The following is a 22,362-nucleotide window of genomic DNA, read 5'->3' on the forward strand; positions in this document are numbered from 1 at the left end:
GCACGCACGACCAGGAAGCAGGAGACGACCATGTCGACGACGACCACGACCCAGCAGACCGGGCCCTCCGGCCCCACCCCACGCCTCGCGGTCCTCGGGACCGGGGTGATGGGGGAGACCGTCCTCGCCGGCGCGCTGCGTGCCGGCTGGCCGGCGTCGGAGGTGGTCGCGACCGTGCGACGCCCCGAGCGCGGCCAGGAGCTGCGCGAGCGCCACGGCGTGACGACGACGACCGACAACGGCGAGGCCGTGCGCGGCGCGGGTCTGGTCGTGGTCGCGGTCAAGCCGAAGGACGTCGCGGCGCTGCTCGCGGAGGTCTCGGAGCACCTGGGCGAGGGCGCGGTCGTGGTGAGCGTCGTCGTCGGGCTCCCGACGCGCTTCTACGAGGAGCGCCTCCCGGCCGGGACGTCGGTCGTGCGCGTCATGCCCAACACCCCGTCCGTGATCGGCGCCGGGGTCAGCGCGGTCAGCGGCGGGGCGGCCGCGAGCGACGACCAGGTGACGCTCGTCGAGCGGCTCCTCGGGCAGACGGGACTCGTGGTGCGGGTGGCGGAGAAGGACCAGGACGCGGTCGGTGCGCTCTCGGGCTCCGGTCCCGCCTACGTCTTCTACGTCGTCGACGCGCTCGCGGAGGCGGGGGTGCTGCTCGGGCTGACCCGGGCCGTGGCGCTCGAGCTCGCCACGGCGACCGTGCTGGGGTCGGCCCGGATGCTCGACGAGACGGGTGAGCACCCCGTGATCCTGCGCGAGAAGGTCTCGTCCCCCGGGGGGACCACGGTCGCGGCCCTGCGTGCGCTCGACGAGGGCGGGGTCCGGGCCGCGTTCCTGTCCGCGCTCGAGGCCGCCCGCGACCGGTCCCAGGAGCTCGCGGCTGCTCTCGGGGAACGGCCCTGACCGCCGTCCGACGGCCCGTCGCCCGGCCGTCGGGCAGAATCGGGGCATGAGCGCTGGTGCGGTGAGGCGGGGCCGGCGGCCCGCGGGGGAGGACACCCGGGCGTCGATCGTGGCCGCGGCGCGCGAGGAGTTCGCCGCCAAGGGGTTCGACGCGGTGAGCATGCGCGGCGTGGCCCGGGTCGCGGGGGTGGACCCGGGGCTCATCCGGCACTACTTCGACGGCAAGGGCGAGCTGTTCGCCGCCTCGCTCGTCCCCGCGGGGGCCGACCCGCAGGTGCTCGCGGGCCGGTTCGCGCAGGACGGGCTCGACGGGCTGGGGGAGCGGCTGGCCCGCACGGTCCTCGCGGTGTGGGACGCCCCCGACGGCCAGGTCCAGCTCCGGCTCGTGCTGTCCGGGATGCTGTCGGCGGACGAGCACGTCCAGGAGCTCCCGCGCTACCTCCAGCGGACCGTGTTCGACCAGGTCGCGGCCCTCCTGCCGCGCGAGGTCGCGGCCCGGCGGGTGAGCCTCGTCGCGAGCCAGGTGCTCGGGGTGCTCGTCGCGCGTCACCTGCTGCGCCTCGAGCCGGTGGCGTCGATGCCGGCCGACGAGCTCGTGCTCTCGATCGCCCCGACTCTCCAGCGCTTCCTCGAAGGTGTCGACGAGGGGCTTGCGCCGGGTCCCCGCGAGGAGCACAATTCCTCACATGGGGAATAACGAGCCGGTCATCAGCGTCCAGGACCTGCGCGTCGACCGCGGCGGGACGACGGTGCTGCACGCGCTCGACCTCGCGGTGCCCGAGCGGCAGATCGTCGGGCTCCTCGGTCCGAGCGGCAGCGGCAAGACGACGCTCCTGCGCACGCTCGTCGGCGTCCAGGTGGTCACGGCCGGGACCGCGCACGTGCTCGGGCGGCCCGCCGGGGACCCGGCGCTGCGCCACCAGGTCGGGTACGTGACCCAGTCGCCCAGCGTCTACGCCGACCTCAGCGTGACCGAGAACCTGCGCTACTTCGCGGCGATCCTCGGGGCGGGCCCCCGCGACGTCTCACGCGTGATCGACGCCGTGGACCTCGCTCGGCACGCACGCCGCCGGGTCGGCACCCTGTCGGGGGGCGAGCGCTCGCGCGTCTCGCTCGCGGCCGCCCTCCTGGGCGAGCCGCGGCTGCTCGTGCTCGACGAGCCGACCGTCGGCCTCGACCCCGTCCTGCGCCGCGACCTGTGGGACCTGTTCGCCCGGCTGCGCGACGCCGGCACGTCCCTGCTCGTGTCGTCGCACGTCATGGACGAGGCGACGCGCTGCGACCGGCTCCTGCTGCTGCGCGACGGGCGCCTGCTCGCGGACGACACCCTCCCCGGGCTCCTCGAGCGCACGGGGGCGCACGACGTCGAGCACGCGTTCCTGCGTCTCGTCGAGGACGCGTCCGTGCCCGACGGCGCCGCGCCCGCACGGAGTCCGCGTCACCTCGGAGGGGAGGCGCCATGAGCACGCACGACGCGCGCGGTCCCGCGGCCCTCGCGACGGGCACGCCCCAGGAGGGGGCCAGCCTGCCGGTACGGCGAGCCCCGCGTGCCGTCAGCCCCCGGCTGACCCTCGCGACCGCGGGCCGGGTCCTGCGCCAGATCCGCCACGACCCGCGCACCATCGCGCTGCTCGTCGTCCTCCCGTGCGTGCTGCTCGGCCTCATCGCGTGGATGTTCGACGGCACGCCCGTGCTCGACCAGTTCGGGCCGATCCTCGTGGGCCTGTTCCCCATGATCATCATGTTCCTCGTCACGAGCGTCACGACGCTGCGCGAACGCCAGTCCGGGACGCTCGAGCGGCTCATGACGATGCCCCTGGGCAAGGGCGACTTCGTGGGCGGGTACGCCCTGGCGTTCGCGCTGCTCGCGACCGTGCAGGCCCTCGTCGTCGTGGCGTTCGCCGTGTGGGTCTGCGGCATGGACGTCTCCGGGCCGGTGTGGGTCGTCGTGCTCGTCGCCGTGCTCGACGCGATCCTCGGGTCGTGCCTGGGCCTCGCGGCCTCGGCCCTGGCCCGGTCGGAGTTCCAGGCCGTCCAGCTCATGCCCGCCGGTCCAGGACGACCGCGGCCGGCTCGCGATTTCTCACCCGCTGCCCCCTTCCGGAGGCCCGTGCCCACGTGGGAGGATCGGCCCGCTCGGGGGCGAGAGGCGACAAAGGAGTTCGCGGGTGCGACGCATGGCCCCACGGGTAGGCACCCGTGTGTTCGCAGTGACGACGGCGGCGGCGACGGCGCTGCTGCTGGTCGTCGGACTGTTCCTCGGTGCGCTGCCCGCGACCGCGGACCCCACGGGCTCGTCGAGCGCCCCCGACCCCCAGGGCGTGGGCATCGAGGTGGACGTCTCCGGGATCACCAGCCGGTCGCAGGTCGAGGCCGAGCCCGGGGCCGCCGTCGCCGGCGGGGTGCTGATCGTCCGTGGGTACGGGCTCGTACCGTTCGCGACCTACGACGTCGACCTCCGCTCCGCCGACGCCCCGCCCGTGCGGCTGGGGACCGTGGTCGCGCTCGCCGACGGCACGTTCGAGCTCTCGACGCGGCTGCCCGACCCGGTGCGGCCCGGGACGTACTTCGTCAGGGTCACCGACCCCGCGACCGGCACCTACCTCGACACGGTGGCGTTCGAGGTCGGCGCAGCCGTGGAACCGGGCGGGGGCACCCCGGGGACCACCGGCGGTGCCACGCCGGGCGCCGGAGCCGGGAACGGTCCGGGCGGGCGAGAGCTCGCAGCCACGGGCCCGCTCCCGCAGCGACCCGGCGCCGGGTCCGGCGTCGAGGCGGAGGCCGAGGACGGGCTCGCGTTCACCGGCACGGCGCTCGCGGGCACGGCGGCCGCCGCAGGAGCGCTCGTCGTGCTGGGAGCCACCGTGACCGCAGGCGTGGCACGACGACGGCGACGGTCGGGCACGACCTGAGCGGCGCCGTCGGGCTGGCCGTGGGCACCGCTCCCGGCGCCCTGCGGCGGGACGCCCTCAGGGGCGCGCCGCGAACCGCTCCAGCAGCTCGGCGTGGCCCGAGACGATGAGCAGGTCGTTCGCCGAGATGCGCGTGCTCGGCTCCGCGTACACGAAGTCCTGCCCCGGCGACTTCACGCCGATGATCGTCACGCCGTAGCGCTCGCGGACCTTCGTCTGCTCGATCGTGAACCCCTGCGTCTCCTTCGGGGGACGCATCTTGACGATCGTGAAACCGTCCTCGACCTCGATGTAGTCGAGCAGCTTGCCCGAGACCAGGTGCGCGACGCGGCTGCCCGCGTCGGCCTCGGGGAAGACCACGTGGTGCGCGCCGATGCGCTGCAGGATGCGGCCGTGCTCCGCGGAGATGGCCTTGGCCCAGATCTGCGGGGTCCCGAGGTCCACCAGGTTGCCCGTGATGAGCACGCTCGCCTCGAGCGAGGTTCCCACGCCGACCACGGCGACGGGGAAGTCGCGAGCGCCGAGCTGCTCGAGGGCCGTCGGGTTCGAGGCGTCGGCCTCGACGAGCGGGATCTGCCCCGACCACAGGGCGATGAGCTCGGGCGAGCGTTCGACCGCGAGCACGTCCTGGCCGAGCCGGTCGAGCGTCGCCGCGATCGCGGAGCCGAACCGGCCGAGGCCGATCACGAGCACGCCCGCGTTCTTCTCGGGGGCCTTCTTGTCGGGCACCTGGGGGCCTTTCGTCGGGAGGAGCTGGAGGAGTGCGGGGGACGGCCGGTCAGCCGATGATCGGGCGTTCCTCGGGGTAGCGGATGACGCGGCGCCGGTCGCGCAGCGCGAGCGCGGCGGCCAGGGTCATGGTCCCGGTGCGGCCGATGAACATCAGCACGACCAGCACGTACTTGCCGGCCGTCGGCAGGTCGGCGGTCACACCGGTGGACAGGCCCACGGTCGCGAACGCCGAGATGGTCTCGAAGAGGATCACGTCGAGGGTCCACCCCGTGATCTCCAGCAGCAGGAGGCTCGACACGAGCACTGTCGTGGCGCCGATGAACGACACGGCCACCGCGAGGCGCAGGGTCTCGCGCGGCACCCGGCGCCCGAACGCCTCGAGGTCGCGGTCGCCGCGGGCCTCCGAGACGATCGCGAGCAGCATGACGGCGAGCGTCGTGACCTTGATGCCGCCCGCGGTCGAGGCGCTGCCGCCACCGACGAACATGAGGGCGTCGGTGATGAGCCAGCTCGACTCGTGCATGCCGTTGATGTCGATCGTCGAGAACCCCGCGGACCGCGGCATGACGCCCGCGAACAGCGACGCGAGAATCTTCTCGTTGAGGCTGAGCGGCCCCAGGGTCTTCTCGTTGGTCCACTCGAACGCCGCGAACAGGACGACGGCCACGACGACCAGGATCGCGCTCGTCGAGAGCGTCAGCTTGGTGTGCAGGCTCCACTTCGAGGCGCGCCTGCGGTTGCGCATGAGGTTCAGGATCACGGGGAAGCCGAGCGAGCCGATGAACACCCCGACGATGATCGGCATGAGCAGCATCCAGTCGCCCACGTAGGGCGTCAGCCCCTCGGCCGTGGGGATGAAGCCCGCGTTGTTGAACGCCGAGATCCCGTAGAACAGCCCGTGCCACGCGGCCTCGCCGAACGACTCCTCGAGCACGACGAAGCGCGGCAGGAGCAGGAGCGCGATGAGCAGCTCGATGGTCGTCGAGGTGATGATGACGACACGGATCAGCGAGCCGACCTCGCCGAGCCGTGTCGTCTTGGTCTCCGAGGCGGTGAGCAGCTTCTGCGTGAGGCCGATCCGCCGCGAGACGGCCATGCCGAGGATCGACGCGAGGGTCATGACGCCCAGGCCGCCGATCTTGATGCCCACGAGGATCACGACCTGCCCGTACGTGGACCAGTAGGTCCCCGTCGGGACGACCACGAGGCCCGTGACGCACACGGCCGACGTCGCCGTGAACAGCGCGTCGACGAACGACGCCGACCTCCCGGACGTCGTGGCCCACGGCGCCATGAGGAGGAGCGTGAACAGCGAGATCACGGCCGCGAAGACCGTCACCGCGAGGCGGGCGGGGGAGTGCCTGGCGAGCCGGTCGATCAGCTCCCGACCGGCGAAGAAACGCCCGGAGACGCCCTGGGCCATCGGTCCTCCGTCTCCCTGTCCGTGCGTCCTCGTCCGGGTGGACGGGTGGCGCCGGGACCCCGAGCGGGGCCGTGCCGGTCGCCGTGCGTGCCGATGTGTCGCCCAACTCTGCCACAGGACCGCCCGTGCCCACCGGCTGAACTGCGGGGCGCCGTCGGGCCGTGCGGGGGATACCGTGTCTCCTGCCCGCCACCGACCACCGGACCGAGGAGCGCACGTGACCGAGCCAGACACCGTGCCGTTCGTCGCGCAGGTCGTGTGGAGCCCGGACCTGCTGGGCTACGACTTCGGGCACGGGCACCCCATGTCCCCGACCCGGCTCGACCTGACGATGCGCCTCGTACGCGCGCTGGGGCTGCTCGACGCGCCGGGGGTCGAGGTCGTCGGCACGTCGCCCGCGACCGACGAGGTCCTCGGCCTGGTCCACGACCCCGCCTACGTCGCCGCCGTCCATGCCGCCTCGGAGCACGGTGCCGAGAACCCCGCCCTGGGTCTGGGCACCGAGGACGACCCCGTCTTCGCGGGCATGCACGAGGCAGCGGCCCGCATCCTGTCCGGCTCGTACGAGGCCGCCGGCGCGGTGTGGTCGGGCCGTGCGCTGCACGCCGTCAACATCGCCGGGGGCATGCACCACGCCCAGCGCGGGGCGGCGTCGGGCTTCTGCATCTACAACGACGCCGCGGCCGCGGTCCGCCGTCTGCTCGACGACGGGGCCGAGCGCGTCGCGTACGTCGACCTCGACGCCCACCACGGCGACGGCGTCGAGCAGGCGTTCTGGGACGACCCGCGGGTCCTGACGGTCTCGGTGCACCAGAGCGGCGCGACGCTGTTCCCCGGCACGGGGCACGCCACCGACACGGGTGGTGCCGGGGCGGCGGGCACGGCGGTCAACGTGGCCCTGCCACGCCGTACCGACGGATCGCGCTGGCTCCGGGCCGTCGACGCCGTGGTGCCACCGGTGCTGCGGGCGTTCCGGCCCCAGGTGGTCGTCTCCCAGCACGGGTGCGACGCGCACGGCCACGACCCGCTGAGCGACCTCGACGTGAGCATCGACGCGCAGCGCGCGGCCGTGCACTGGATCCACGAGCTCGCGCACGAGCTCGCGTCCGGCCGGTGGGTCGCCCTGGGCGGGGGTGGGTACTCGGTCACGTCGGTCGTGCCGTACGCGTGGTCGAACGTCGTGGCCGAGGTCGTGCACGCGCCCGTGGCGCCCACGACGCCCGTCCCGGGGGCGTGGCGCGACCACATCAGCGTGGCCGCTCACCGCGAGACGCCCGCGCTCATGGGGGACGGGGACGTCGACTTCTCGCCGTGGGGCAAGGGCTACGACCCGGAGGACGAGGTGGACCGCGCCGTGGTCGCGACCCGCAAGGCCGTCTTCCCGCTGCTGGGGCTCGACGCGCACTTCGACTGACCTGTGGGGTGGCCGGGTGGCCGGGTGCACGTGTGCCCGGTGGCCGGGTGGCCGGTGCGGGACGGGGCGCGGACGGGTCTGCGGCTCGCCGGAGGCCCGGCTCCGAGCGGCCCGACGACGTCACCCGGCGTCGATTTCGGGCCACCCGCCGGGAGCAGGTAGTCTAGGAGACGGACTTTTTCTCGTGTTGGTCGGTTCCCGATCAGCCGTGGACCACCATGATCGGGGCGATCCCGATCGCACACCGATCCAGCATTGTGAGGACCCATGGGCTCCGTCATCAAGAAGCGCCGCAAGCGTATGGCCAAGAAGAAGCACCGCAAGCTGCTTCGCAAGACGCGCCACCAGCGTCGCAACAAGAAGTAGCGGCGCCGCGCGGTCACGCGCACGCTGTCGCGAGAGCCCGGTAGCCGCAAGGGTGCCGGGCTCTTCGCATGCCCGGACGGCCCTGGCGGGTGGCCGGCTCGCCGAGTGTGCACTTCGGGCTGTCGCAGGCGTTCCAGGACGACCCGAACTGCACACTCGGCGAGCAGGCTCGCGACACTCGGCGAGCAGGCTCGCGCGCAGCGCGGCCCGAGGGCCCCTCAGAGTCCTGCGCGGCCCTTGATCGAGCGGCGGATCGAGCGCAGCACGAGCCCCAGGACCCATGCGGCCCCGGCCCAGCTGGCGGTCTTCAGTCCCCGGCCCGCGACGCGGCGTCGGCGCCCGCGGAACTCGCGGATGGGCCAGCCCACGTCCTTGGCGTGCCGACGCAGGCGTGCGTCGGGGTTGATGGCGCACGGGTGGCCGACGGCCTGCATCATGGTCACGTCGTTGAGCGAGTCGCCGTACGCGTAGGACGCCGACAGGTCGATCCCGTGCCGTTCCGCGAGCTCGCGCACGCCCGCGGCCTTGGCCCGCCCGTGCATCATGTCGCCCACGAGCCGCCCCGTGTAGAGGCCCTCCTCGTGCTCGGCGACCGTGCCGAGCGCCCCCGTCGCCCCGAGACGACGCGCGATGAGCTGCCCGATCTCGAGCGGCGTCGCGGAGACGAGCCACACCTGGTGACCGGCCGCGATGTGCTCGTCGAGGAGCTTCTGGGTGCCGGGGTAGATGCGCAGCGCGAGGACCTGGTCGTAGACCTCCTCGCCGATCGCGACGACCTCCGCGACCGAACGCCCCGCGACGAGGTCGAGGGCCCGGGTGCGGACCTGGTCGATCTGGCGCTTGTTCTCCCCGAGCAGGAGGTAGCGCGCCTGGTGGAACGCGAAGGTCACGAGGTCCGGGGTCGAGAAGAAGCCGCGCTGGTACAGCGCCCGGGCCAGGTGGAACGAGCTGGCGCCGCGGATGATGGTGTTGTCGACGTCGAAGAAGGCTGCCGTGGGATGGGTGGACCCAGGAGCAGACGTCGGCATGCCGTCCACTCTATCGGCGCGCGCAGACCCTTGCCGACGACGCCCGCCGGGCACGGTCGCCGGACGGGCGGCAGGAGCGGGTGTCCGAGATGCGTAGGCTGGGGTCGTGAGCCCCGCAGATCCCGCCGCAGGACAGGTTCCTGAGACCGCCGCCGGACGTGACGCAGACCAGGCCACGAGCGCGCCCGCGCGCGTCGTGCTCTACGGCCGCGTCGGGTGCCACCTGTGCGAGGACGCCCGCGAGGTGGTCGGGGCGGTGTGCGCCGACCAGGGCGTGGCCTGGACCGAGGTCGACGTGGACTCCGACCCGTCCGGCGCCCTCGCGGCGCAGTACGGTGACTACGTCCCCGTCGTGACGGTGGACGGCGTCCAGCAGGGGTTCTGGCAGGTCGACGGAGCGAGGCTCGCCAGAGCGCTCTCGCGGCGACGCGCCACCGGCTGACGTTCCGTCCCCGGGGGCCGAGCCTGGGATGATCCGAGACAGCAGGACAGCGAGAGCGTCAGCGACGACGACACGACGAAGCATGGGTGGTTCGGGTGGCAGAGACCCTGGGTGATACCGGAATTCCGGGCGCGACGGTGGCGCGGCTTCCCGCGTACCTGCGCGCCCTGCGCGATCTCGAGGGGCGTGGCGTCGAGACGACGTCGTCGACCGAGCTCGCGGAGCTCGCGGGCGTCGGGTCCGCGCAGCTGCGCAAGGACCTGTCCTTCCTGGGGTCCTACGGCACGCGTGGCGTGGGCTACGTCGTCGACTCGCTCGCGACGTACATCACGTCGGCGCTGGGGGTCGAGGACGAGCACAGGATCGCGATCGTCGGCATCGGTTCCCTGGGGCACGCCCTGGCGAACTACTCGGGCTACGGCACGCGCGGGTTCGAGGTCGCGGCCCTGCTCGACGCCTCGCCCGACGTGGTCGGCACCGAGGCCGCGGGGCTCGTGATCGAGCACGTCGACGCGCTCGAGGAGGTCTTCGCCCGCGAGAACGTGACGATCGTGGTCCTCGCGACCCCGGCACACGTGGCCCAGGACGTCGCGGAGCGGGTCGTCGAGGCGGGGGTCCGGGAGATCCTGAACTTCGCGCCGCGCGCGCTCCAGCTCCCGGAGGACGTGATCGTGCGGTCGGTCGACGTGGGCAGCGAGCTGCAGATCCTGGCGTTCCACGCGCAGGCGCGGGCGCTCGCGAACCGCGGCAGGGGCGAGGAGGACCGGGGGGCCGGGACGCAGAGCGCGGGCGCCTAGCCTCGCAGGCTGCGGCCGGACCGGACGCGGCGTGCGACGCCGTCGGGCCTCGGGTCGCCGTGCCCCAGCGCCCGCCGGCTGCCCGCCGACTGCCCGCCGGCTGCCCGCCGGCTGCCCGCCGGCTCGTGACAGCACAGGAGCCGGCGACCCGTGACGGGTCGCCGGCTCCTGGCGTACCGGGCCGCGGACGCGGTGGCCGGTCAGGGGCGAGAGGCTCAGGCCTGCTTGATCGCCGAGAGGTCGAGCGCGATCTTGATCTTGTCGCCGACGAGCACGCCGCCGGCCTCGAGGGCCACGTTCCAGGTCAGGCCGAACTCCTTGCGGGAGATCTCGGTCTCGGCCTCGAACCCGGCGCGCGAGTTGCCGTACGCGTCGACGGCGGTGCCCGTGAACTCGGTCTCGAGCTTGACCGGCTTGGTCACGCCGTTGATGGTCAGGTCGCCCGCGATGACGAAGTCGTCGTCGTCGGCCTCGACCGCGGTCGAGACGAAGTTCCAGGTGGGGTTCTTCTCGGCGTCCCAGAAGTCGGCCGACTGGAGGTGGCCGTCGCGACCTGCGTCGCCGGTGTTGACGGACTTGGCGTCGATCGCCGCGACGACGTTGGACGACTCGACGTCGTCACCGACGGTGAGCGTGCCCTCGGCGATCGCGAGCGAGCCGCGGACCTTGGAGATGCCTGCGTGGCGGACCGTGAAGGTCGCCTGCGAGTGCGAGGGGTCGATCGCGTAGGTGCCTGCGGTCAGTCCGGCGGGAAGGGTCGTGGCCATGGGTGCTCTCCTGTGGAAGTCGTGGTGCGTGTGCGTCAGGCGCGCCGTCCGACGTGCCATTAGTTGAAGATTCAACTTCATACGAACGCATCAACGCAAGCCCCCGCCCCTCTATTCCCTGGTGGGCGGACCAGTTCTCGGATGGGAGACTGGGACGGTTGTTCGGACGGTGGGGGCGTGGCGGATGAAGGCGGAGATGACGGTTCAGCAGGACAGGCGCGCGGTCGCGCCGCAGGACGCGCCCTGGCTCGACGCGGGGCAGCAGCACTCGTGGCGCCAGTACCTCGACGGCACGGCCCGGTTCGTCGAGGCCCTGAGCAGGGACCACGAGGAGCACTCGGCCCTCACGCTCGGCGAGTACGAGCTGCTCGTGCGGCTCTCCGAGGCCCGCGACCACACCATGCGCATGTCCGCCCTGGCCGACGGCCTCGCCCGGTCCCGGTCCCGCGTCACGCACACCGTGCACCGCATGGAGCAGCGAGGGCTGGTCCGGCGCTCCGCGAGCGAGACCGACCGACGGGGGGTGAACTGCGTCATGACCGACGCAGGCTACGCCGAGCTCGTCGCCTCCGCGCCGGGGCACGTCCGGGCGGTACGCCGCTTCATGGTCGACGTCCTGACCCCCGAGCAGTTCCGCAGCCTCGGCGAGGCCATGGCCGCGATCGCCGCGGCCTGCCAGGACGCGGACGCGCGCGAGGACCGGTAGCGCGCGAGGACCGGTGGTCGCAGACGTCCCGACGCAGGGCGCCTGTGTCGGGGAGCACGCCGTCTGCGTGCACCGTGCGGGCAGAACTTTGGGACACTGGTCCCCATGGTCGCAACCACGGTCCACCTCATGCGTCACGGTGAAGTCTTCAACCCGGACGGCATCCTCTACGGTCGAATCCCCGGCTACCACCTCTCGGAGCTCGGGCACACGATGGCGCGTCGCGTCGCGGGGCACCTGTCGGGCAAGCCCGCCGAGGGTGCACCCGCGCTGCCCGACGACGTCGCTCCCGAGCCCTTCGACGTCGCCCTGGTCATCGCCTCCCCGCTCCAGCGGGCGCAGGAGACCGCGACCCCCGTCGCGGAGGCCTTCGGGCTGACCCTCGGGACGGACGAGCGTCTCATCGAGGCGGGCAACCACTTCGAGGGGATGAAGTTCGGCGTGGGCGACGGCTCGCTGCGCCACCCGGGCCACTGGCCGTACCTGTGGAACCCGATGCGTCCGTCGTGGGGCGAGCCGTACAAGCAGCAGGTCGCGCGCATGCACGCCGCGATCCACGACGCCCGCGCACAGGCCGAGGGGCGCGAGGTCGTGCTCGTGAGCCACCAGCTCCCCATCTGGATCTCCCGCCTGGCCTTCGAGGGCAAGCGTCTGTGGCACGACCCCCGCAACCGCCAGTGCTCGCTCGCGTCGCTCACGTCGCTGCGCTTCGACGGCGACCGTCTCGTGGGCATCCACTACACCGAGCCGGTCGCGGACCTGCTGCCCGGGGCCGCGAAGGTCTCGGGCGCGTGAGGCACCAGCCGCTTCTCAGGTTGTGCCCAGGCAGGTGGGAGACAGTGCTGCCATGATCCGCCCTTCCCGTGCCCGGCAGGGTCGCGCCCGCGCGACCTCCGGGATCGTCGCCCTCGTCTCGCTCGGCCTGGTCCTCACCGCCTGCTCCCAGGAGTCGGGGGCCACGAGCCCCGACGACGTCGTGGGCCAGGGCTACGTGTCGGGCGACGGCTCGGTCAAGACGTGGGACGTCTCCGACCGGGACGAGCCCGTGGTCCTGACCGGCACGGACTTCGAGGGCGGCGCCGTCGACACCTCGCAGTGGCTGGGTGACGTCGTCGTCGTCAACACCTGGTACGCCTCGTGCGCACCCTGCCGGGCCGAGGCGCCGGACCTGGTCGCGCTCGCGAACGACCGCGCGGCCGACGGCGTGCACCTGCTCGGCATCAACAGCACCGACGACGCCGGTGCCGCGCTCGCGTTCGAGCGCACGTTCGAGGTGCCCTACCCCTCGATCGAGGACACGCGCGGCGAGGCCATCGCGACGCTCGAGGGCTCCGTGCCGCTCCAGGCCGTGCCGACGACCGTCGTGCTCGACCGCGAGGGCCGCGTCGCCGCGCGCATCATCGGGCGTGCGGAGGGGTCGACGCTCGGCGCCCTCGTCGACGACCTGCTCGCCGAGAGCGCCTGACGCATGGGTCCCCTCTCGTTCGCCGGCGACGTCGGCTCCACGTTCGCGACGACCGCGTTCAGCGGCTCGATGCTGCTGGCGGTGCCCGTCGCGATCCTCGCAGGGCTCGTGTCGTTCGCGTCCCCGTGCGTCCTGCCCCTCGTCCCCGGCTACGTGGGCTACGTGAGCGGGCTCGCGGCAGCCAACGCCGGCACGACCGGGGCCCGTGCGGGGGGCGGGGGCACCGCCCTGAAGACGTCCCGGACCACCGGGCGCTGGCGCGTCGTGACCGGCGTGGGCCTGTTCGTCGCGGGCTTCACGCTCGTGTTCGTGCTGCTCATGGTCGCCGCGGGCGCCGTGGGCGTCCACGTCAAGGAGTGGGAGGACGTCATCACGCGCGTCCTCGGGGTCGTCGTGATCCTCATGGGCTTCGCGTTCATGGGTGCCATGCCGTTCCTCCAGCGCGACCGTCGCCTGCACCTGAGCCCCACCGCCGGTCTCTGGGGCGCACCCCTGCTCGGCATCGTGTTCGGCCTCGGCTGGGCGCCCTGCATCGGCCCGACCCTCACGGCCGTCGTGGCGCTCTCGCTCGACGAGGCCACGGCCGGCCGCGGCGCGATCCTGGGGATCGCGTACAGCCTGGGCCTGGGCGTCCCGTTCCTGCTCATCGGGATCGGGCTCGAGCGCTCCAAGAAGGCCGTGGCCTTCCTCCGTCGCCACCGCGTCGCGATCATGCGCATCGGCGGCGGCATGCTCATCCTCATCGGCCTGGCCCTCGTGACGGGCATCTGGGGCTCGTGGACCGCGCGCCTCAGCGGCCTCATCACCGGCTTCGAGACGGTGATCTGATGAGCGACAAGGACCTGTACCGCCCCGAGGGCATCGACGACGCCTACAGCCACCCCGAGCCCGAGGCACGCACCACCGAGGAGGAGGCAGCGCCCGCGAGGGGCGCGACGCCGTCGGGCCGCAAGGGGCGACCGGGGCCCGCCGACGCCGGCACCTCCGGCGACCCCACCCCGCAGCTCCCCGCGCTCGGCCTGCGCGGCACGCTGCGCTGGACGTGGCGCCAGGTGACCAGCATGCGCGTGGCGCTCATGCTCCTCATGCTGCTCGCCGTCGCGGCAGTCCCCGGCTCGGTGCTGCCTCAGCGGCCCCAGGACCCGGCCGCCGTCCTGACCTACCTCCAGGACAACCCCGGCACGGGCGAGTGGCTCGACCGGCTCGGGTTCTTCGACGTCTATGCGTCGGTGTGGTTCTCCGCGATCTACATCCTGCTGTTCGTCTCGCTCGTGGGCTGCATCCTGCCGCGCACCAAGGCGCACCTGCAGGCCGTGCGCAACCGCCCGCCGCGCACGCCGCGCCGCTTCGACCGCTTCCCGGCCAAGGCCGAGACGTCCAGCACCGCGACGCCCGACGAGGTCGTGGACGCGGCGGCGAAGCACCTGCGCGGCCGGATGCGCTGGCTGCCCACGTTCCGCGTCGACGTCGGCGTCGAGCCCGCCGACCCGGCCCGGGGCATGCCCGAGCGTCGGACCGTGGCCGCCGAGCGCGGCTACCTGCGCGAGACCGGGAACCTCGTGTTCCACCTGTCGCTGCTCGGGCTGCTCGTGGCCGTCGCCACCGGTCAGCTCCTGCACTTCCGCGGGCAGGCGATCATCACCGAGGGGCGCGGGTTCGCGAACGCGGTCGTCGACTACGACACGTTCGAGAACGGCTCGCTGTTCAGCCCGGCCTCGCTCGTCCCGTTCTCCATGACGCTCGACTCGTTCGACGCGCAGTTCGCGATGGACGCCGTCGCGTTCGCGCAGTCGCGCGACTTCACGGCCCACGTCACGGTGCGCGACCCCGACGGCACGTCCGAGCAGGAGCAGATCAAGGTCAACCACCCCATCGTCGCGGGCGGCGCCAAGATCTACCTCCAGGGCAACGGCTACGCGCCCGAGATCACGATCCACGACGCCGACGGCCAGGTCGCGTTCGCGGGCCGCGTGCCGTTCCTGCCCGAGGACACCATGTACACCTCGCGCGGGGTCGTGAAGGTCCCGGACACCTCGCCCGGCCTCGACCAGATCGGCCTGGTCGGGTACTTCCTGCCCACGGCCGAGGTCGACGAGGTGGGCGCGCGCTCGACCTTCCCGCAACCGATCAACCCTCTGCTGGTCCTCGAGGTCTACCGGGGCGACCTGGGGCTCGACGAGGGCCTGCCGCAGAACGTCTACCGCCTCAACACGGACACCCTCACGCCCTCGGTCGACGCCGAGGGAGAGCGTGTGCGGGTCCTGGTGGCTCCCGGCGAGACGGTCGACCTGCCCGACGGGCTGGGCACCATCACGCTCGCCGACGGCGAGGTCCCGCGCTACGTCGCGCTCGACCTGCGCCACGACCCGGCACTCGTCTGGATCCTCGTCTTCGCGCTCGGCGCGCTCGGAGGGCTCGCCGTCTCGCTGTTCACGCCGCGCCGCCGCGTCTGGCTGCGGGTGTGGAGCGAGGAGACGCCCGACGGCGCCACGTCCGAGCGGCGTACCGTCGTGAGTGTCGCGGGGCTCGCCCGCGGCGACGACGCCGGGCTCCAGGGTGAGGTCGACCGGCTCGTCGGGTCGCTGCCCGGGACACCGCCCACGACCGACCCACCCGCCGAGCGCCCCGCCGCGCCGCGCACCACGTCCTCCCCCCGCACCGACGGTCAGGCTCGCCCCGACCGACCACGAAAGGCTGACCGATGACCGTTGCCGACCTGAGCTCCGATCTGGTGTGGGCGGCCGCGACCGCCCTCACGGTCGCGTTCATCGCGTTCGCGATCGACCTGTCCCGGTTGGGGGCCAAGGAACCCGTCGCCGAACCGGCGGCCGCCGACGCCTCCGGTGCCGACACCTCCGTCAAGGTCGCGGTCGCGCCCCCCGCCAAGCCCGTCTCCCGCAAGGCCGCGGGCATCGGCATCTCCACGGGCTGGCTCGGGACGATCCTGCTGCTCGCGGCGATCGTGACCCGCGGCATCGCGGCCGGCCGCGCGCCCTGGGCCAACATGTACGAGTTCACGCTCGTCGGCGCGTTCGTCGCCATGGCGGTCTTCCTCGGGGTGAGCCTGCGCCGCGACGTGCGGTTCCTCGGGGCCTTCGTCACAGGGCTCGCGGTGCTGTTCCTCGTGGTCGCGCAGAACTCGTTCTTCCTCGCGGCGACCGGGGTCAGCCCGGCCCTGCAGTCGTACTGGCTCGTCATCCACGTGGGTGTCGCGATCATCGCCACGGGCATCTTCACGGTCGCGTTCGTCATGTCCTCGATCCAGCTCCTGCGCGACTCGCGCGAGAACGGCAACGGCTTCCTGGGGCACCCGGCCTGGCGCTGGCTCGACACGACGCCGAGGCCCGCACAGCTCGAGGCCCTGAGCTTCCGGCTCAACGCGGTCGCGTTCGTGCTGTGGACCTTCACGATCATCGGCGGCGCGATCTGGGCCGAGCACGCCTGGGGCCGCTACTGGGGCTGGGACCCCAAGGAGGTCTGGAGCTTCGTCGTCTGGGTCGTGTACGCGGCCTACCTGCACGCCCGCACCACGCGCGGCTGGTCCGGGCGCCGGGCGGCGTACTTCGTGCTCGTCGGCTACGCGTGCGTGCTGTTCAACTTCACGGGCGTCAACCTGATCTTCAACGGCAAGCACTCGTACTCGGGCATCACGACGCAGGAGTGAGCGGCGTGGACCGGGATCGGTCCACGCTCGACCTTCACAGCACTTCGACACGTTCGCGGTGCGACGTCCCCCGGACGGGACCGCGGCACCGCTAGCGTGACCCCTCGTGAGCGAAGCACGTGGGGGAAGCGCAGCGTCCGGCGACGACGGCGCGAGGGACGACGACACGTCGGCGACGGGCAGCGCCGGGCTGCGTCATGTCCGCTCGCGACGCGAGCACCGGGTGCTGCGGGTCGTGGGGCTCGTCACGACGGCCGTGCTCGCGTTCGGCGTCTCGGGTGCGGCCGCGGTGCTCGTCAAGACCTTGGGTAACGTCCAGCAGGTCGACAACAAGGAGCTCGTGGCCCCTGAGGCGGAGCGCCCACCGGCCCCCGCGCCCGACCCGGAGGACCCGCTCGCCGGGCTTCCCGTGAACCTGGTGCTGATCGGTTCGGACGACCGCTCCGGGGAGAACGCGGCCATCGGTGGGGCCGAGGACGGCATGCGCTCCGACACCACGATGCTCCTGCACATCTCGGCCGACCGTGCCCGGGTCGAGCTGGTCTCGGTCCCGCGCGACCTGCGCATCGCGATCCCGGCGTGCACGGTCACGGGAGGTGGGACGACGCGGGCGTCGTCCCAGGCGACGTTCAACGAGGCGTTCTCGCGGGGCTGGGTCGGAGGCAAGGACCTCGCGTCGGCGGCGACGTGCACGCAGATGACGGTCGAGCAGATGTCAGGGGTCCGGACCGACGGCTTCATGGTCGTGGACTTCGCGGGGTTCCAGACCATGGTCGACGCTCTGGACGGGGTGCCGATGTGCATCCCCGAGGACATGGACGACGAGGACTCGAACCTGCACCTCAGCGCAGGGACGCAGACCCTGACGGGGGCTCAGGCGCTCGCGCTCGCACGAGCCCGGCACGGCCTGAGCGACGGGTCCGACACCTACCGCATGGGTCGTCAGCAGGCGCTGCTCGCGGCGATGACGAAGTCGGTGCTCTCCCAGAACGTCCTCACGGACCTGCCCAACCTGCTCCAGTTCCTGGACGCCGCGACGAGCTCGCTCTCGATCAGCGGAGGGGTCGACCTCAAGGGGCTCGCGTTCTCGCTGCGGTCGGTACGACCCGACGCGGTGACGTTCCTGACGATCCCGTCGGGCCCCCAGCCGGGCAACGCCAACCGCGTGGTCCTGACGTCTGAGGCTGCCGACGTGTGGGCGCGGGTCGCAGCCGACCAACCGGTCGTCCCCGAGGTCGAGGCGCCCCCCGCGCCGACCGCGCCCCAGGAGCCGAGCGTCCCGACCGGTGCCGACCCGGCAGTCCCGACGCCCCCCGAGCCCGCAGCACCGGTCGACCCGCTGGCCGACCGCAAGCCCGGTCAGGCGATCACCTCGGCGGACGCCAAGGCCGCCTGCTGAGCGTGCGAGGCACCTGTCCGCGGGCGCCGCGCAGGCGGCGCTGCACGGGGGCAGGTGCGCGGCGCGCCTAGGAGGGGTCGGTGCTGCCCGACGACGGGGTGCCGGGCGCCCCGTCCGTCTCGCCCGACGGGTTGCCACGGGGAGCGTCGTCGTCCGACGTGCCGTGCGTCCCCTTTGAGGTGCCGCCAGGCGTGGTGGGGCCCGTCGTCGGGCTCCCGTCGGTCCCCTCGCCACGCGCTTCGCGGCGTCGCTGCTGCTCGAGCTTCCACAGGAAGTCGGGGTCGTCGTCCGGGGCCAGCGGTGCCGCGGGGCGTCGCCGTGCGCCGGGGCGGGCGCGACCCGGTGCGGGCGAGCCGCCGGCGGTCGCGTGCCGGGAACGCTGAGTGCGCGAGACGATGATCCAGGCGAGCGGCCCGACGAACGGCAGGAAGATGATCATCACGATCCACAGGCCCTTGGGGATCCCGCTCCGGTCGTTCTCGTCGCTCGTGGCGCAGTCGGAGAGGGCGTAGACCGCGAGGCCTACGGCGAGCAGGGTCAGCAGGACGCGGGACATGACCCCAGCCTATGCGTCGTGGCAACCCGGCGGCACGGGCGGGCGCGGTTCTGCGCACCCAGGTCGGGCGCCTACCCTGGACGGGTGCCTATGGTCATCTACTCCGCGCTGCGCCTGGCGATCTTCGCGGTCCTCTTCGTCGTCCTGTACGTCCTGAACCTGGGGCACTGGGTCGTGTGCGCGGTCATCGCGGCCGTCCTGGCGCTCCTGGTCTCCTACCTCACGCTGCGCGGACCGCGCGAGCGCGCCGCCCAGTACCTCGCGGACCGTGCTGCGCGGCGCAAGGCGACCGGCGAGCAGTTCTCGCGCGAGATCGAGGACGACGCTGCGTTCGAGGACGCGGCCGTCGAGGCGGCCGCGGTTGCCGAGACGGCCGGGTCGGTGGGGTCCGCCGAGCCGGCTGCGTCGGCCGGGCCTGCCGGGCCTGCCGGGCCTGCCGGGTCGGCCGCGACGGCCGACGCTGCCGCGGCAGCCGCCCCTGCGCAGGAGCGCACCGACCGCTCGGGTCGTGCCGAGGCACCGAACGCCTAGACCCCCCGAACGTCCAGCGCCTCCGAACGTCTAGAGCGCGAGCCCCAACCCCAGCAGCACCCCGTAGCCGAGCTCGAACATCCCGGTCCCCGCGAGGACCGGGACGAGCAGCGGGCCCCGGGCCCCGGCGACCACGGGCAGCGTCAGCAGCACCGCGGGCAGCAGCAGGAGCAGCACGAGCAGCGACCACGGTGCGGCGAACGCGCACACCACGCCCAGCAGGAGCGGGACCCAGATCATGGCGACGTACGCGCGCCGGGCCCGGAAGTCGCCGAGGCGCACCGCGACCGTGCGCTTGCCGGCGAGCACGTCGGTGGGGATGTCCCGCACGTTGTTGATCATCAGGAGCGCGCACGCGAGCAGGCCCACGGCCACGGCCCCGACCCCCGCGACCCACGTCACCCGGTCGGCCTGCGTGTACGTGGTGCCGAGGACCGCGACGAGCCCGAAGAACACGAAGACCCCGACCTCGCCGAGGCCCCGGTACCCGTACGGGTTCTTGCCCCCGGTGTAGAACCACGCGGCGACGATCGCGAGCGCTCCGACGGCCAGGAGCCACCAGTGCCCCGTGAGGACCACGAGTCCCAGGCCCAGGACCGCGGCGACGCCGAAGCACGCGAACGCCGCGTTGCGCACCTGGGACGCGAGCGCCGCCCCCGACGCGGTGAGCCGCATGGGCCCGACCCGGTCGACGTCCGTGCCGCGCACCCCGTCCGAGTAGTCGTTGGCGTAGTTCACGCCGACCTGGAGCGCGAGCGCGACTCCCAGCGCCAGGAGCGCGGGCCAGAAGGCGAAGGCGTCGACCTGGGCGGCAGCGCCCGAGCCGACGAGGACGGGTGCGGCCGCCGCGGGGAGGGTACGCAGGCGTGCGCCTGCGACCCATTCGGCAGAGGTGGCCATGGTACTCCGTTCAGTGGGTGCGTGGTGCGGTGCGGGTGGCGAGGTCGGTCACGGCCGCCCGGTCGATCTTGCCCGGCCCGCGGCGGGGCAGGTCCGCCACGACGAGCAGGTCGCGCGGTGCGGCGGGCGGTCCCAGCGTAGTCGCGACCGCGTGGCGGGCACGGGCCAGCAGGTCGGGGGCGGGCGCGCCGTCCCCGCCCTGCCCGGCCGCTCGACGCACCTCCACGACGGCGACGACGCGCTGCCCCCACTCGTGGTCGGGGAGACCGACGACGCAGACCTCGCCGAGACCGTCGACGTCCGAGAGCACGGACGCGAGCACGGCCTCGACCGCGGCCGGAGCGACGTTGACCCCGCCCGTCACGATCACGTCGTCCGCCCGCCCGAGCACCGTGAGCGCCCCGTCGGGCGCGAGGGAGCCCAGGTCGCTCGTGCGCAGCCACCGCGTCCCGTCGGGGTCGGAGCGGAACGCGGCGGCCGTGAGCGCCACGTCGCCCAGGTACCCCGTGGCCAGCACCGGGCCCGAGATCTCGACGACCCCTGTGGCGTCGGGCGGGAGCGGGTGCCCCGACGACCCGTCGACGACCCGCACCCGGACGCCCGCGAGCGGGACGCCGTCGTACACGCAGCCGCCGCTCGTCTCGGTCATGCCGTACGTGGTCACGACCCGCACCCCCGCCTCGCGCGCGCTCGCGACGAGCGCGGGGGACGCCGCCGCGCCGCCGAGAAGGATCGCGTCGAACGAGAGCAGCGCGTCGAGCGCGGCCCCGCCCGCCGGGCCGGGGTGCAGGAGGCGGTGGAGCTGGGTCGGGACGAGGGAGACGTACCGGCGCGCGCCGTCCATGCGGGCCGCGGCCTCGGCGAAGCCGCGAGCGGTGAACGGGGAGTCGAGGTCTGCGCTGACGAGCTCCGTCCGGGCGACGACCGACCGCAGGACGACCTGGAGCCCTGCCACGTGCGTGGGCGGCAGCGTCAGGAGCCACTGCCCGTCCCCGCCGAGCCGTTCGTGCGTCGCGCGCGCGGACGCGACGAGAGCGGACGAGCTCAGGGCGACCTCGCGGGGCAGTCCCGTCGAGCCCGACGTCTGCAGCACGAGCGCCGTCCCCGCCGGGAGCGGCCCCGAGAACGCGAGCGGGGAGGGCGTGACGGCCGGTCCGCGCCCGGTCAGGGCGTCGGCGACCGCGGTCCGCAGGTCGGCGACGTCAGCAGGTGCGGTTCCCTCGGCGCGTGGCATCCCTCCAGCGTAGATCGCGCCGTAGTGTGACGAGGAACCAGCGGGACCGACGAGCGTGAGGGCACGGATGGACAGGGTGAGGATGTCGCGGGGTCGGTGGGCCGCGGCGGTGGTGGCAGGTCTGCTGGTGCTCTCCGGATGCGGCAGCGGTGCGCCGACGACCGCGCCGACGAAGACGGTCCCGGCCGCTGTCGACGCGGCCAAGGCCTCACCGCCCGCGCCCGTCGTGCCCGTCGCCTGGCCGCTCACGGGAGTCCCCACCGAGACGGTGGACGAGCGTCCGGCCGTGGCGGTGAAGATCGAGAACCTTCCTGCGGCCCGCCCGCAGACCGGGCTGGACCAGGCCGACATGGTCTGGGAAGAGGTGGTCGAGGGCGGGATCACCCGGTTCGTCGCGGTCTTCCACTCCCAGGTCCCGGAGACCGTCGGTCCCATCCGGTCCGTGCGTCCCATGGACCCGTCGATCTTCGGCCCGACCGCGGGCGTCCTCGTCTACAGCGGCGGGCAGCCGCCCTTCGTCGCGGCGGTCGCGGACGCAGGCCTGCAGTCGATCGTCCACGACGAGGGCGACGACGGCTTCTTCCTCAAGAAGGGCAAGAGGGCCCCGCACAACCTGTACGGCACCATGGCCGACTTCCTCTCGCAGGCGGAGGGGGACCGCAAGGCACCGCCCGCACAGTTCGCGCACACCCGGACCCCGGGACAGGGCACCGCCACGGTGGCCGGTTCGCCGTTCGCGCTCCTCGACGTCAAGCTGACCCACTCGAGCCGGGCTCAGTGGCAGTGGGGGTCCGCGGAGAACGCCTTCCTCCGCAGCGAGGGCACGACCCCTGCGGTCTCGTCCGACGGGGAGCGTCTGTCCGCGGCGAACGTGGTCGTGCTGAGCGTCGAGATGGTCAACACCAAGTTCGTGGACCCGGCCGGCACGCCCGTGCCCGAGACCAAGCTCGTCGGCACGGGGGAGGGGCTCGTGGCGAGCGGCGGCAAGCAGGTCGCCGTCACGTGGTCCAAGGACGCGGTCGGCTCGCCGTTGGTCCTCACGGGGCCCGACGGCGCCCCCGTCCTCCTGGAGCAGGGCACGACCTGGGTCGAGCTCGTCCCGCGCGGGTCCGGGAGCTACACGGTCGGCTGA

At 73.3% G+C, this 22,362-nt stretch carries 24 protein-coding genes and 1 pseudogene; 18 read left to right on the forward strand and 7 right to left on the reverse strand.

All coding sequences use genetic code 11. From position 1 onward, the window contains the following. Positions 1-30 precede the first annotated feature (30 nt). The 5 genes and pseudogenes from proC (at position 31) to ACFVQ3_RS09245 (ending at position 3,806) form a co-directional block, all read left to right on the forward strand. Positions 31-894, forward strand: coding sequence for a pyrroline-5-carboxylate reductase (proC, locus tag ACFVQ3_RS09225; protein ID WP_387637819.1), 864 nt, complete (start codon positions 31-33; stop codon positions 892-894). A gap of 46 nt (positions 895-940) precedes the next feature. Then, on the forward strand, positions 941-1,591 hold the full coding sequence (locus ACFVQ3_RS09230; RefSeq protein WP_387637822.1) for a TetR family transcriptional regulator: 651 nt from the start codon (positions 941-943) through the stop codon (positions 1,589-1,591). Continuing rightward, positions 1,581-2,357 (forward strand): ABC transporter ATP-binding protein, encoded by a 777-nt coding sequence (locus tag ACFVQ3_RS09235; protein ID WP_387637825.1) that lies wholly within the window; start codon positions 1,581-1,583, stop codon positions 2,355-2,357. The genes ACFVQ3_RS09230 and ACFVQ3_RS09235 overlap by 11 nt, the downstream gene beginning before the upstream one ends. A 62-nt stretch (positions 2,358-2,419) precedes the next feature. Next, positions 2,420-2,944 (forward strand): annotated as a pseudogene (locus ACFVQ3_RS09240) (ABC transporter permease); the annotation flags it as partial. Between the two features lie 151 nt (positions 2,945-3,095). After that, a complete protein-coding gene (locus ACFVQ3_RS09245; RefSeq protein ID WP_387637828.1) occupies positions 3,096-3,806 on the forward strand; it encodes a hypothetical protein in 711 nt (236 codons plus the stop codon). Positions 3,807-3,863: 57 nt separating this feature from the next. Here the strand turns inward: ACFVQ3_RS09245 and ACFVQ3_RS09250 are convergent, their stop codons facing one another. Together ACFVQ3_RS09250 and ACFVQ3_RS09255 are read right to left on the reverse strand one after the other, a co-directional pair. Next, a complete protein-coding gene (locus ACFVQ3_RS09250; RefSeq protein ID WP_387637831.1) occupies positions 3,864-4,535 on the reverse strand; it encodes a potassium channel family protein in 672 nt (223 codons plus the stop codon). A 49-nt stretch (positions 4,536-4,584) separates the two neighbouring features. Further along, positions 4,585-5,961 (reverse strand): TrkH family potassium uptake protein, encoded by a 1,377-nt coding sequence (locus ACFVQ3_RS09255; protein WP_387637834.1) that lies wholly within the window; start codon positions 5,959-5,961, stop codon positions 4,585-4,587. Positions 5,962-6,178: 217 nt separating this feature from the next. Between ACFVQ3_RS09255 and ACFVQ3_RS09260 the strand changes: the two genes are divergently transcribed. Together ACFVQ3_RS09260 and ACFVQ3_RS09265 are read left to right on the forward strand one after the other, a co-directional pair. Next, positions 6,179-7,375: an acetoin utilization protein AcuC gene (locus ACFVQ3_RS09260; RefSeq protein WP_387637837.1), complete on the forward strand. Its 1,197-nt coding sequence runs from the start codon at positions 6,179-6,181 to the stop codon at positions 7,373-7,375. A 267-nt stretch (positions 7,376-7,642) separates the two neighbouring features. Then, positions 7,643-7,741 (forward strand): 30S ribosomal protein bS22, encoded by a 99-nt coding sequence (locus ACFVQ3_RS09265; RefSeq protein WP_003792170.1) that lies wholly within the window; start codon positions 7,643-7,645, stop codon positions 7,739-7,741. 218 nt (positions 7,742-7,959) lie between these two features. Here the strand turns inward: ACFVQ3_RS09265 and ACFVQ3_RS09270 are convergent, their stop codons facing one another. Further along, positions 7,960-8,769 carry an HAD family phosphatase gene (locus ACFVQ3_RS09270; RefSeq protein ID WP_138825704.1) on the reverse strand — a complete coding sequence of 270 codons (810 nt, stop codon included), beginning with the start codon at positions 8,767-8,769 and terminating at the stop codon, positions 7,960-7,962. Between the two features lie 106 nt (positions 8,770-8,875). Here ACFVQ3_RS09270 and ACFVQ3_RS09275 point away from each other — a divergent pair, with 106 nt between their 5' ends. Then, a complete protein-coding gene (locus ACFVQ3_RS09275; protein ID WP_387637839.1) occupies positions 8,876-9,211 on the forward strand; it encodes a glutaredoxin family protein in 336 nt (111 codons plus the stop codon). Between the two features lie 95 nt (positions 9,212-9,306). Beyond that, positions 9,307-10,008 (forward strand): redox-sensing transcriptional repressor Rex, encoded by a 702-nt coding sequence (locus ACFVQ3_RS09280; RefSeq protein ID WP_387637842.1) that lies wholly within the window; start codon positions 9,307-9,309, stop codon positions 10,006-10,008. A gap of 215 nt (positions 10,009-10,223) precedes the next feature. Here the strand turns inward: ACFVQ3_RS09280 and ACFVQ3_RS09285 are convergent, their stop codons facing one another. After that, complete coding sequence (locus ACFVQ3_RS09285) at positions 10,224-10,775, reverse strand: YceI family protein (RefSeq protein ID WP_387637844.1); 552 nt, start codon at positions 10,773-10,775, stop codon at positions 10,224-10,226. 196 nt (positions 10,776-10,971) lie between these two features. On the opposite strand from ACFVQ3_RS09285, the gene ACFVQ3_RS09290 reads away from it, so the two are divergent. The 7 genes from ACFVQ3_RS09290 (at position 10,972) to ACFVQ3_RS09320 (ending at position 18,009) form a co-directional block, all read left to right on the forward strand. Continuing rightward, complete coding sequence (locus ACFVQ3_RS09290; RefSeq protein WP_387637847.1) at positions 10,972-11,481, forward strand: MarR family winged helix-turn-helix transcriptional regulator; 510 nt, start codon at positions 10,972-10,974, stop codon at positions 11,479-11,481. Between the two features lie 105 nt (positions 11,482-11,586). Beyond that, complete coding sequence (locus ACFVQ3_RS09295; RefSeq protein WP_387637850.1) at positions 11,587-12,276, forward strand: histidine phosphatase family protein; 690 nt, start codon at positions 11,587-11,589, stop codon at positions 12,274-12,276. Positions 12,277-12,328: 52 nt separating this feature from the next. Further along, positions 12,329-12,946, forward strand: coding sequence for a TlpA family protein disulfide reductase (locus tag ACFVQ3_RS09300; protein ID WP_387637852.1), 618 nt, complete (start codon positions 12,329-12,331; stop codon positions 12,944-12,946). A gap of 3 nt (positions 12,947-12,949) precedes the next feature. Next, positions 12,950-13,774, forward strand: a complete 825-nt coding sequence (locus ACFVQ3_RS09305) for a cytochrome c biogenesis CcdA family protein (protein ID WP_387637854.1) — start codon at positions 12,950-12,952, stop codon at positions 13,772-13,774. Then, positions 13,774-15,651: a cytochrome c biogenesis protein ResB gene (locus ACFVQ3_RS09310; protein WP_387637857.1), complete on the forward strand. Its 1,878-nt coding sequence runs from the start codon at positions 13,774-13,776 to the stop codon at positions 15,649-15,651. The genes ACFVQ3_RS09305 and ACFVQ3_RS09310 overlap by 1 nt, the downstream gene beginning before the upstream one ends. Continuing rightward, positions 15,648-16,610, forward strand: coding sequence for a c-type cytochrome biogenesis protein CcsB (gene ccsB / locus ACFVQ3_RS09315; RefSeq protein ID WP_387637860.1), 963 nt, complete (start codon positions 15,648-15,650; stop codon positions 16,608-16,610). The genes ACFVQ3_RS09310 and ccsB overlap by 4 nt, the downstream gene beginning before the upstream one ends. A gap of 106 nt (positions 16,611-16,716) precedes the next feature. After that, positions 16,717-18,009: an LCP family protein gene (locus ACFVQ3_RS09320; RefSeq protein ID WP_387637862.1), complete on the forward strand. Its 1,293-nt coding sequence runs from the start codon at positions 16,717-16,719 to the stop codon at positions 18,007-18,009. 67 nt (positions 18,010-18,076) lie between these two features. On the opposite strand, the gene ACFVQ3_RS09325 is transcribed toward ACFVQ3_RS09320, so the two are convergent. Further along, a complete protein-coding gene (locus ACFVQ3_RS09325; protein WP_387637865.1) occupies positions 18,077-18,565 on the reverse strand; it encodes a PLD nuclease N-terminal domain-containing protein in 489 nt (162 codons plus the stop codon). Between the two features lie 90 nt (positions 18,566-18,655). On the opposite strand from ACFVQ3_RS09325, the gene ACFVQ3_RS09330 reads away from it, so the two are divergent. Continuing rightward, positions 18,656-19,096 carry a DUF4229 domain-containing protein gene (locus tag ACFVQ3_RS09330; protein WP_387637971.1) on the forward strand — a complete coding sequence of 147 codons (441 nt, stop codon included), beginning with the start codon at positions 18,656-18,658 and terminating at the stop codon, positions 19,094-19,096. 30 nt (positions 19,097-19,126) lie between these two features. On the opposite strand, the gene ACFVQ3_RS09335 is transcribed toward ACFVQ3_RS09330, so the two are convergent. Then, positions 19,127-19,996, reverse strand: a complete 870-nt coding sequence (locus ACFVQ3_RS09335) for a 1,4-dihydroxy-2-naphthoate polyprenyltransferase (protein WP_387637868.1) — start codon at positions 19,994-19,996, stop codon at positions 19,127-19,129. A gap of 10 nt (positions 19,997-20,006) precedes the next feature. Continuing rightward, entirely contained in the window at positions 20,007-21,230 is a 1,224-nt protein-coding gene (locus ACFVQ3_RS09340) for an AMP-binding protein (RefSeq protein WP_387637870.1), read from the reverse strand. 127 nt (positions 21,231-21,357) lie between these two features. Between ACFVQ3_RS09340 and ACFVQ3_RS09345 the strand changes: the two genes are divergently transcribed. After that, complete coding sequence (locus tag ACFVQ3_RS09345) at positions 21,358-22,362, forward strand: DUF3048 domain-containing protein (protein WP_387637872.1); 1,005 nt, start codon at positions 21,358-21,360, stop codon at positions 22,360-22,362.

Origin of the sequence: Oerskovia sp. NPDC057915 (assembly GCF_042887685.1) — a bacterium.
In the GTDB taxonomy this organism is placed as follows: Bacteria; Actinomycetota; Actinomycetes; order Actinomycetales; family Cellulomonadaceae; genus Oerskovia.

What these genes read in the sequence shown, in the direction of transcription:
- proC (WP_387637819.1), top strand. Translation starts at nt 31, where the DNA reads ATGTCGACGACGACCACGACCCAGCAGACCGGGCCCTCCGGCCCCACC.
- ACFVQ3_RS09230 (WP_387637822.1), top strand. Translation starts at nt 941, where the DNA reads ATGAGCGCTGGTGCGGTGAGGCGGGGCCGGCGGCCCGCGGGGGAGGAC.
- ACFVQ3_RS09235 (WP_387637825.1), top strand. Translation starts at nt 1,581, where the DNA reads ATGGGGAATAACGAGCCGGTCATCAGCGTCCAGGACCTGCGCGTCGAC.
- ACFVQ3_RS09255 (WP_387637834.1), bottom strand. Translation starts at nt 5,961, where the DNA reads ATGGCCCAGGGCGTCTCCGGGCGTTTCTTCGCCGGTCGGGAGCTGATC.
- ACFVQ3_RS09265 (WP_003792170.1), top strand. Translation starts at nt 7,643, where the DNA reads ATGGGCTCCGTCATCAAGAAGCGCCGCAAGCGTATGGCCAAGAAGAAG.
- ACFVQ3_RS09270 (WP_138825704.1), bottom strand. Translation starts at nt 8,769, where the DNA reads ATGCCGACGTCTGCTCCTGGGTCCACCCATCCCACGGCAGCCTTCTTC.
- ACFVQ3_RS09285 (WP_387637844.1), bottom strand. Translation starts at nt 10,775, where the DNA reads ATGGCCACGACCCTTCCCGCCGGACTGACCGCAGGCACCTACGCGATC.
- ACFVQ3_RS09290 (WP_387637847.1), top strand. Translation starts at nt 10,972, where the DNA reads ATGACGGTTCAGCAGGACAGGCGCGCGGTCGCGCCGCAGGACGCGCCC.
- ACFVQ3_RS09295 (WP_387637850.1), top strand. Translation starts at nt 11,587, where the DNA reads ATGGTCGCAACCACGGTCCACCTCATGCGTCACGGTGAAGTCTTCAAC.
- ACFVQ3_RS09300 (WP_387637852.1), top strand. Translation starts at nt 12,329, where the DNA reads ATGATCCGCCCTTCCCGTGCCCGGCAGGGTCGCGCCCGCGCGACCTCC.
- ACFVQ3_RS09305 (WP_387637854.1), top strand. Translation starts at nt 12,950, where the DNA reads ATGGGTCCCCTCTCGTTCGCCGGCGACGTCGGCTCCACGTTCGCGACG.
- ACFVQ3_RS09310 (WP_387637857.1), top strand. Translation starts at nt 13,774, where the DNA reads ATGAGCGACAAGGACCTGTACCGCCCCGAGGGCATCGACGACGCCTAC.
- ccsB (WP_387637860.1), top strand. Translation starts at nt 15,648, where the DNA reads ATGACCGTTGCCGACCTGAGCTCCGATCTGGTGTGGGCGGCCGCGACC.
- ACFVQ3_RS09325 (WP_387637865.1), bottom strand. Translation starts at nt 18,565, where the DNA reads ATGTCCCGCGTCCTGCTGACCCTGCTCGCCGTAGGCCTCGCGGTCTAC.
- ACFVQ3_RS09330 (WP_387637971.1), top strand. Translation starts at nt 18,656, where the DNA reads ATGGTCATCTACTCCGCGCTGCGCCTGGCGATCTTCGCGGTCCTCTTC.
- ACFVQ3_RS09335 (WP_387637868.1), bottom strand. Translation starts at nt 19,996, where the DNA reads ATGGCCACCTCTGCCGAATGGGTCGCAGGCGCACGCCTGCGTACCCTC.
- ACFVQ3_RS09340 (WP_387637870.1), bottom strand. Translation starts at nt 21,230, where the DNA reads ATGCCACGCGCCGAGGGAACCGCACCTGCTGACGTCGCCGACCTGCGG.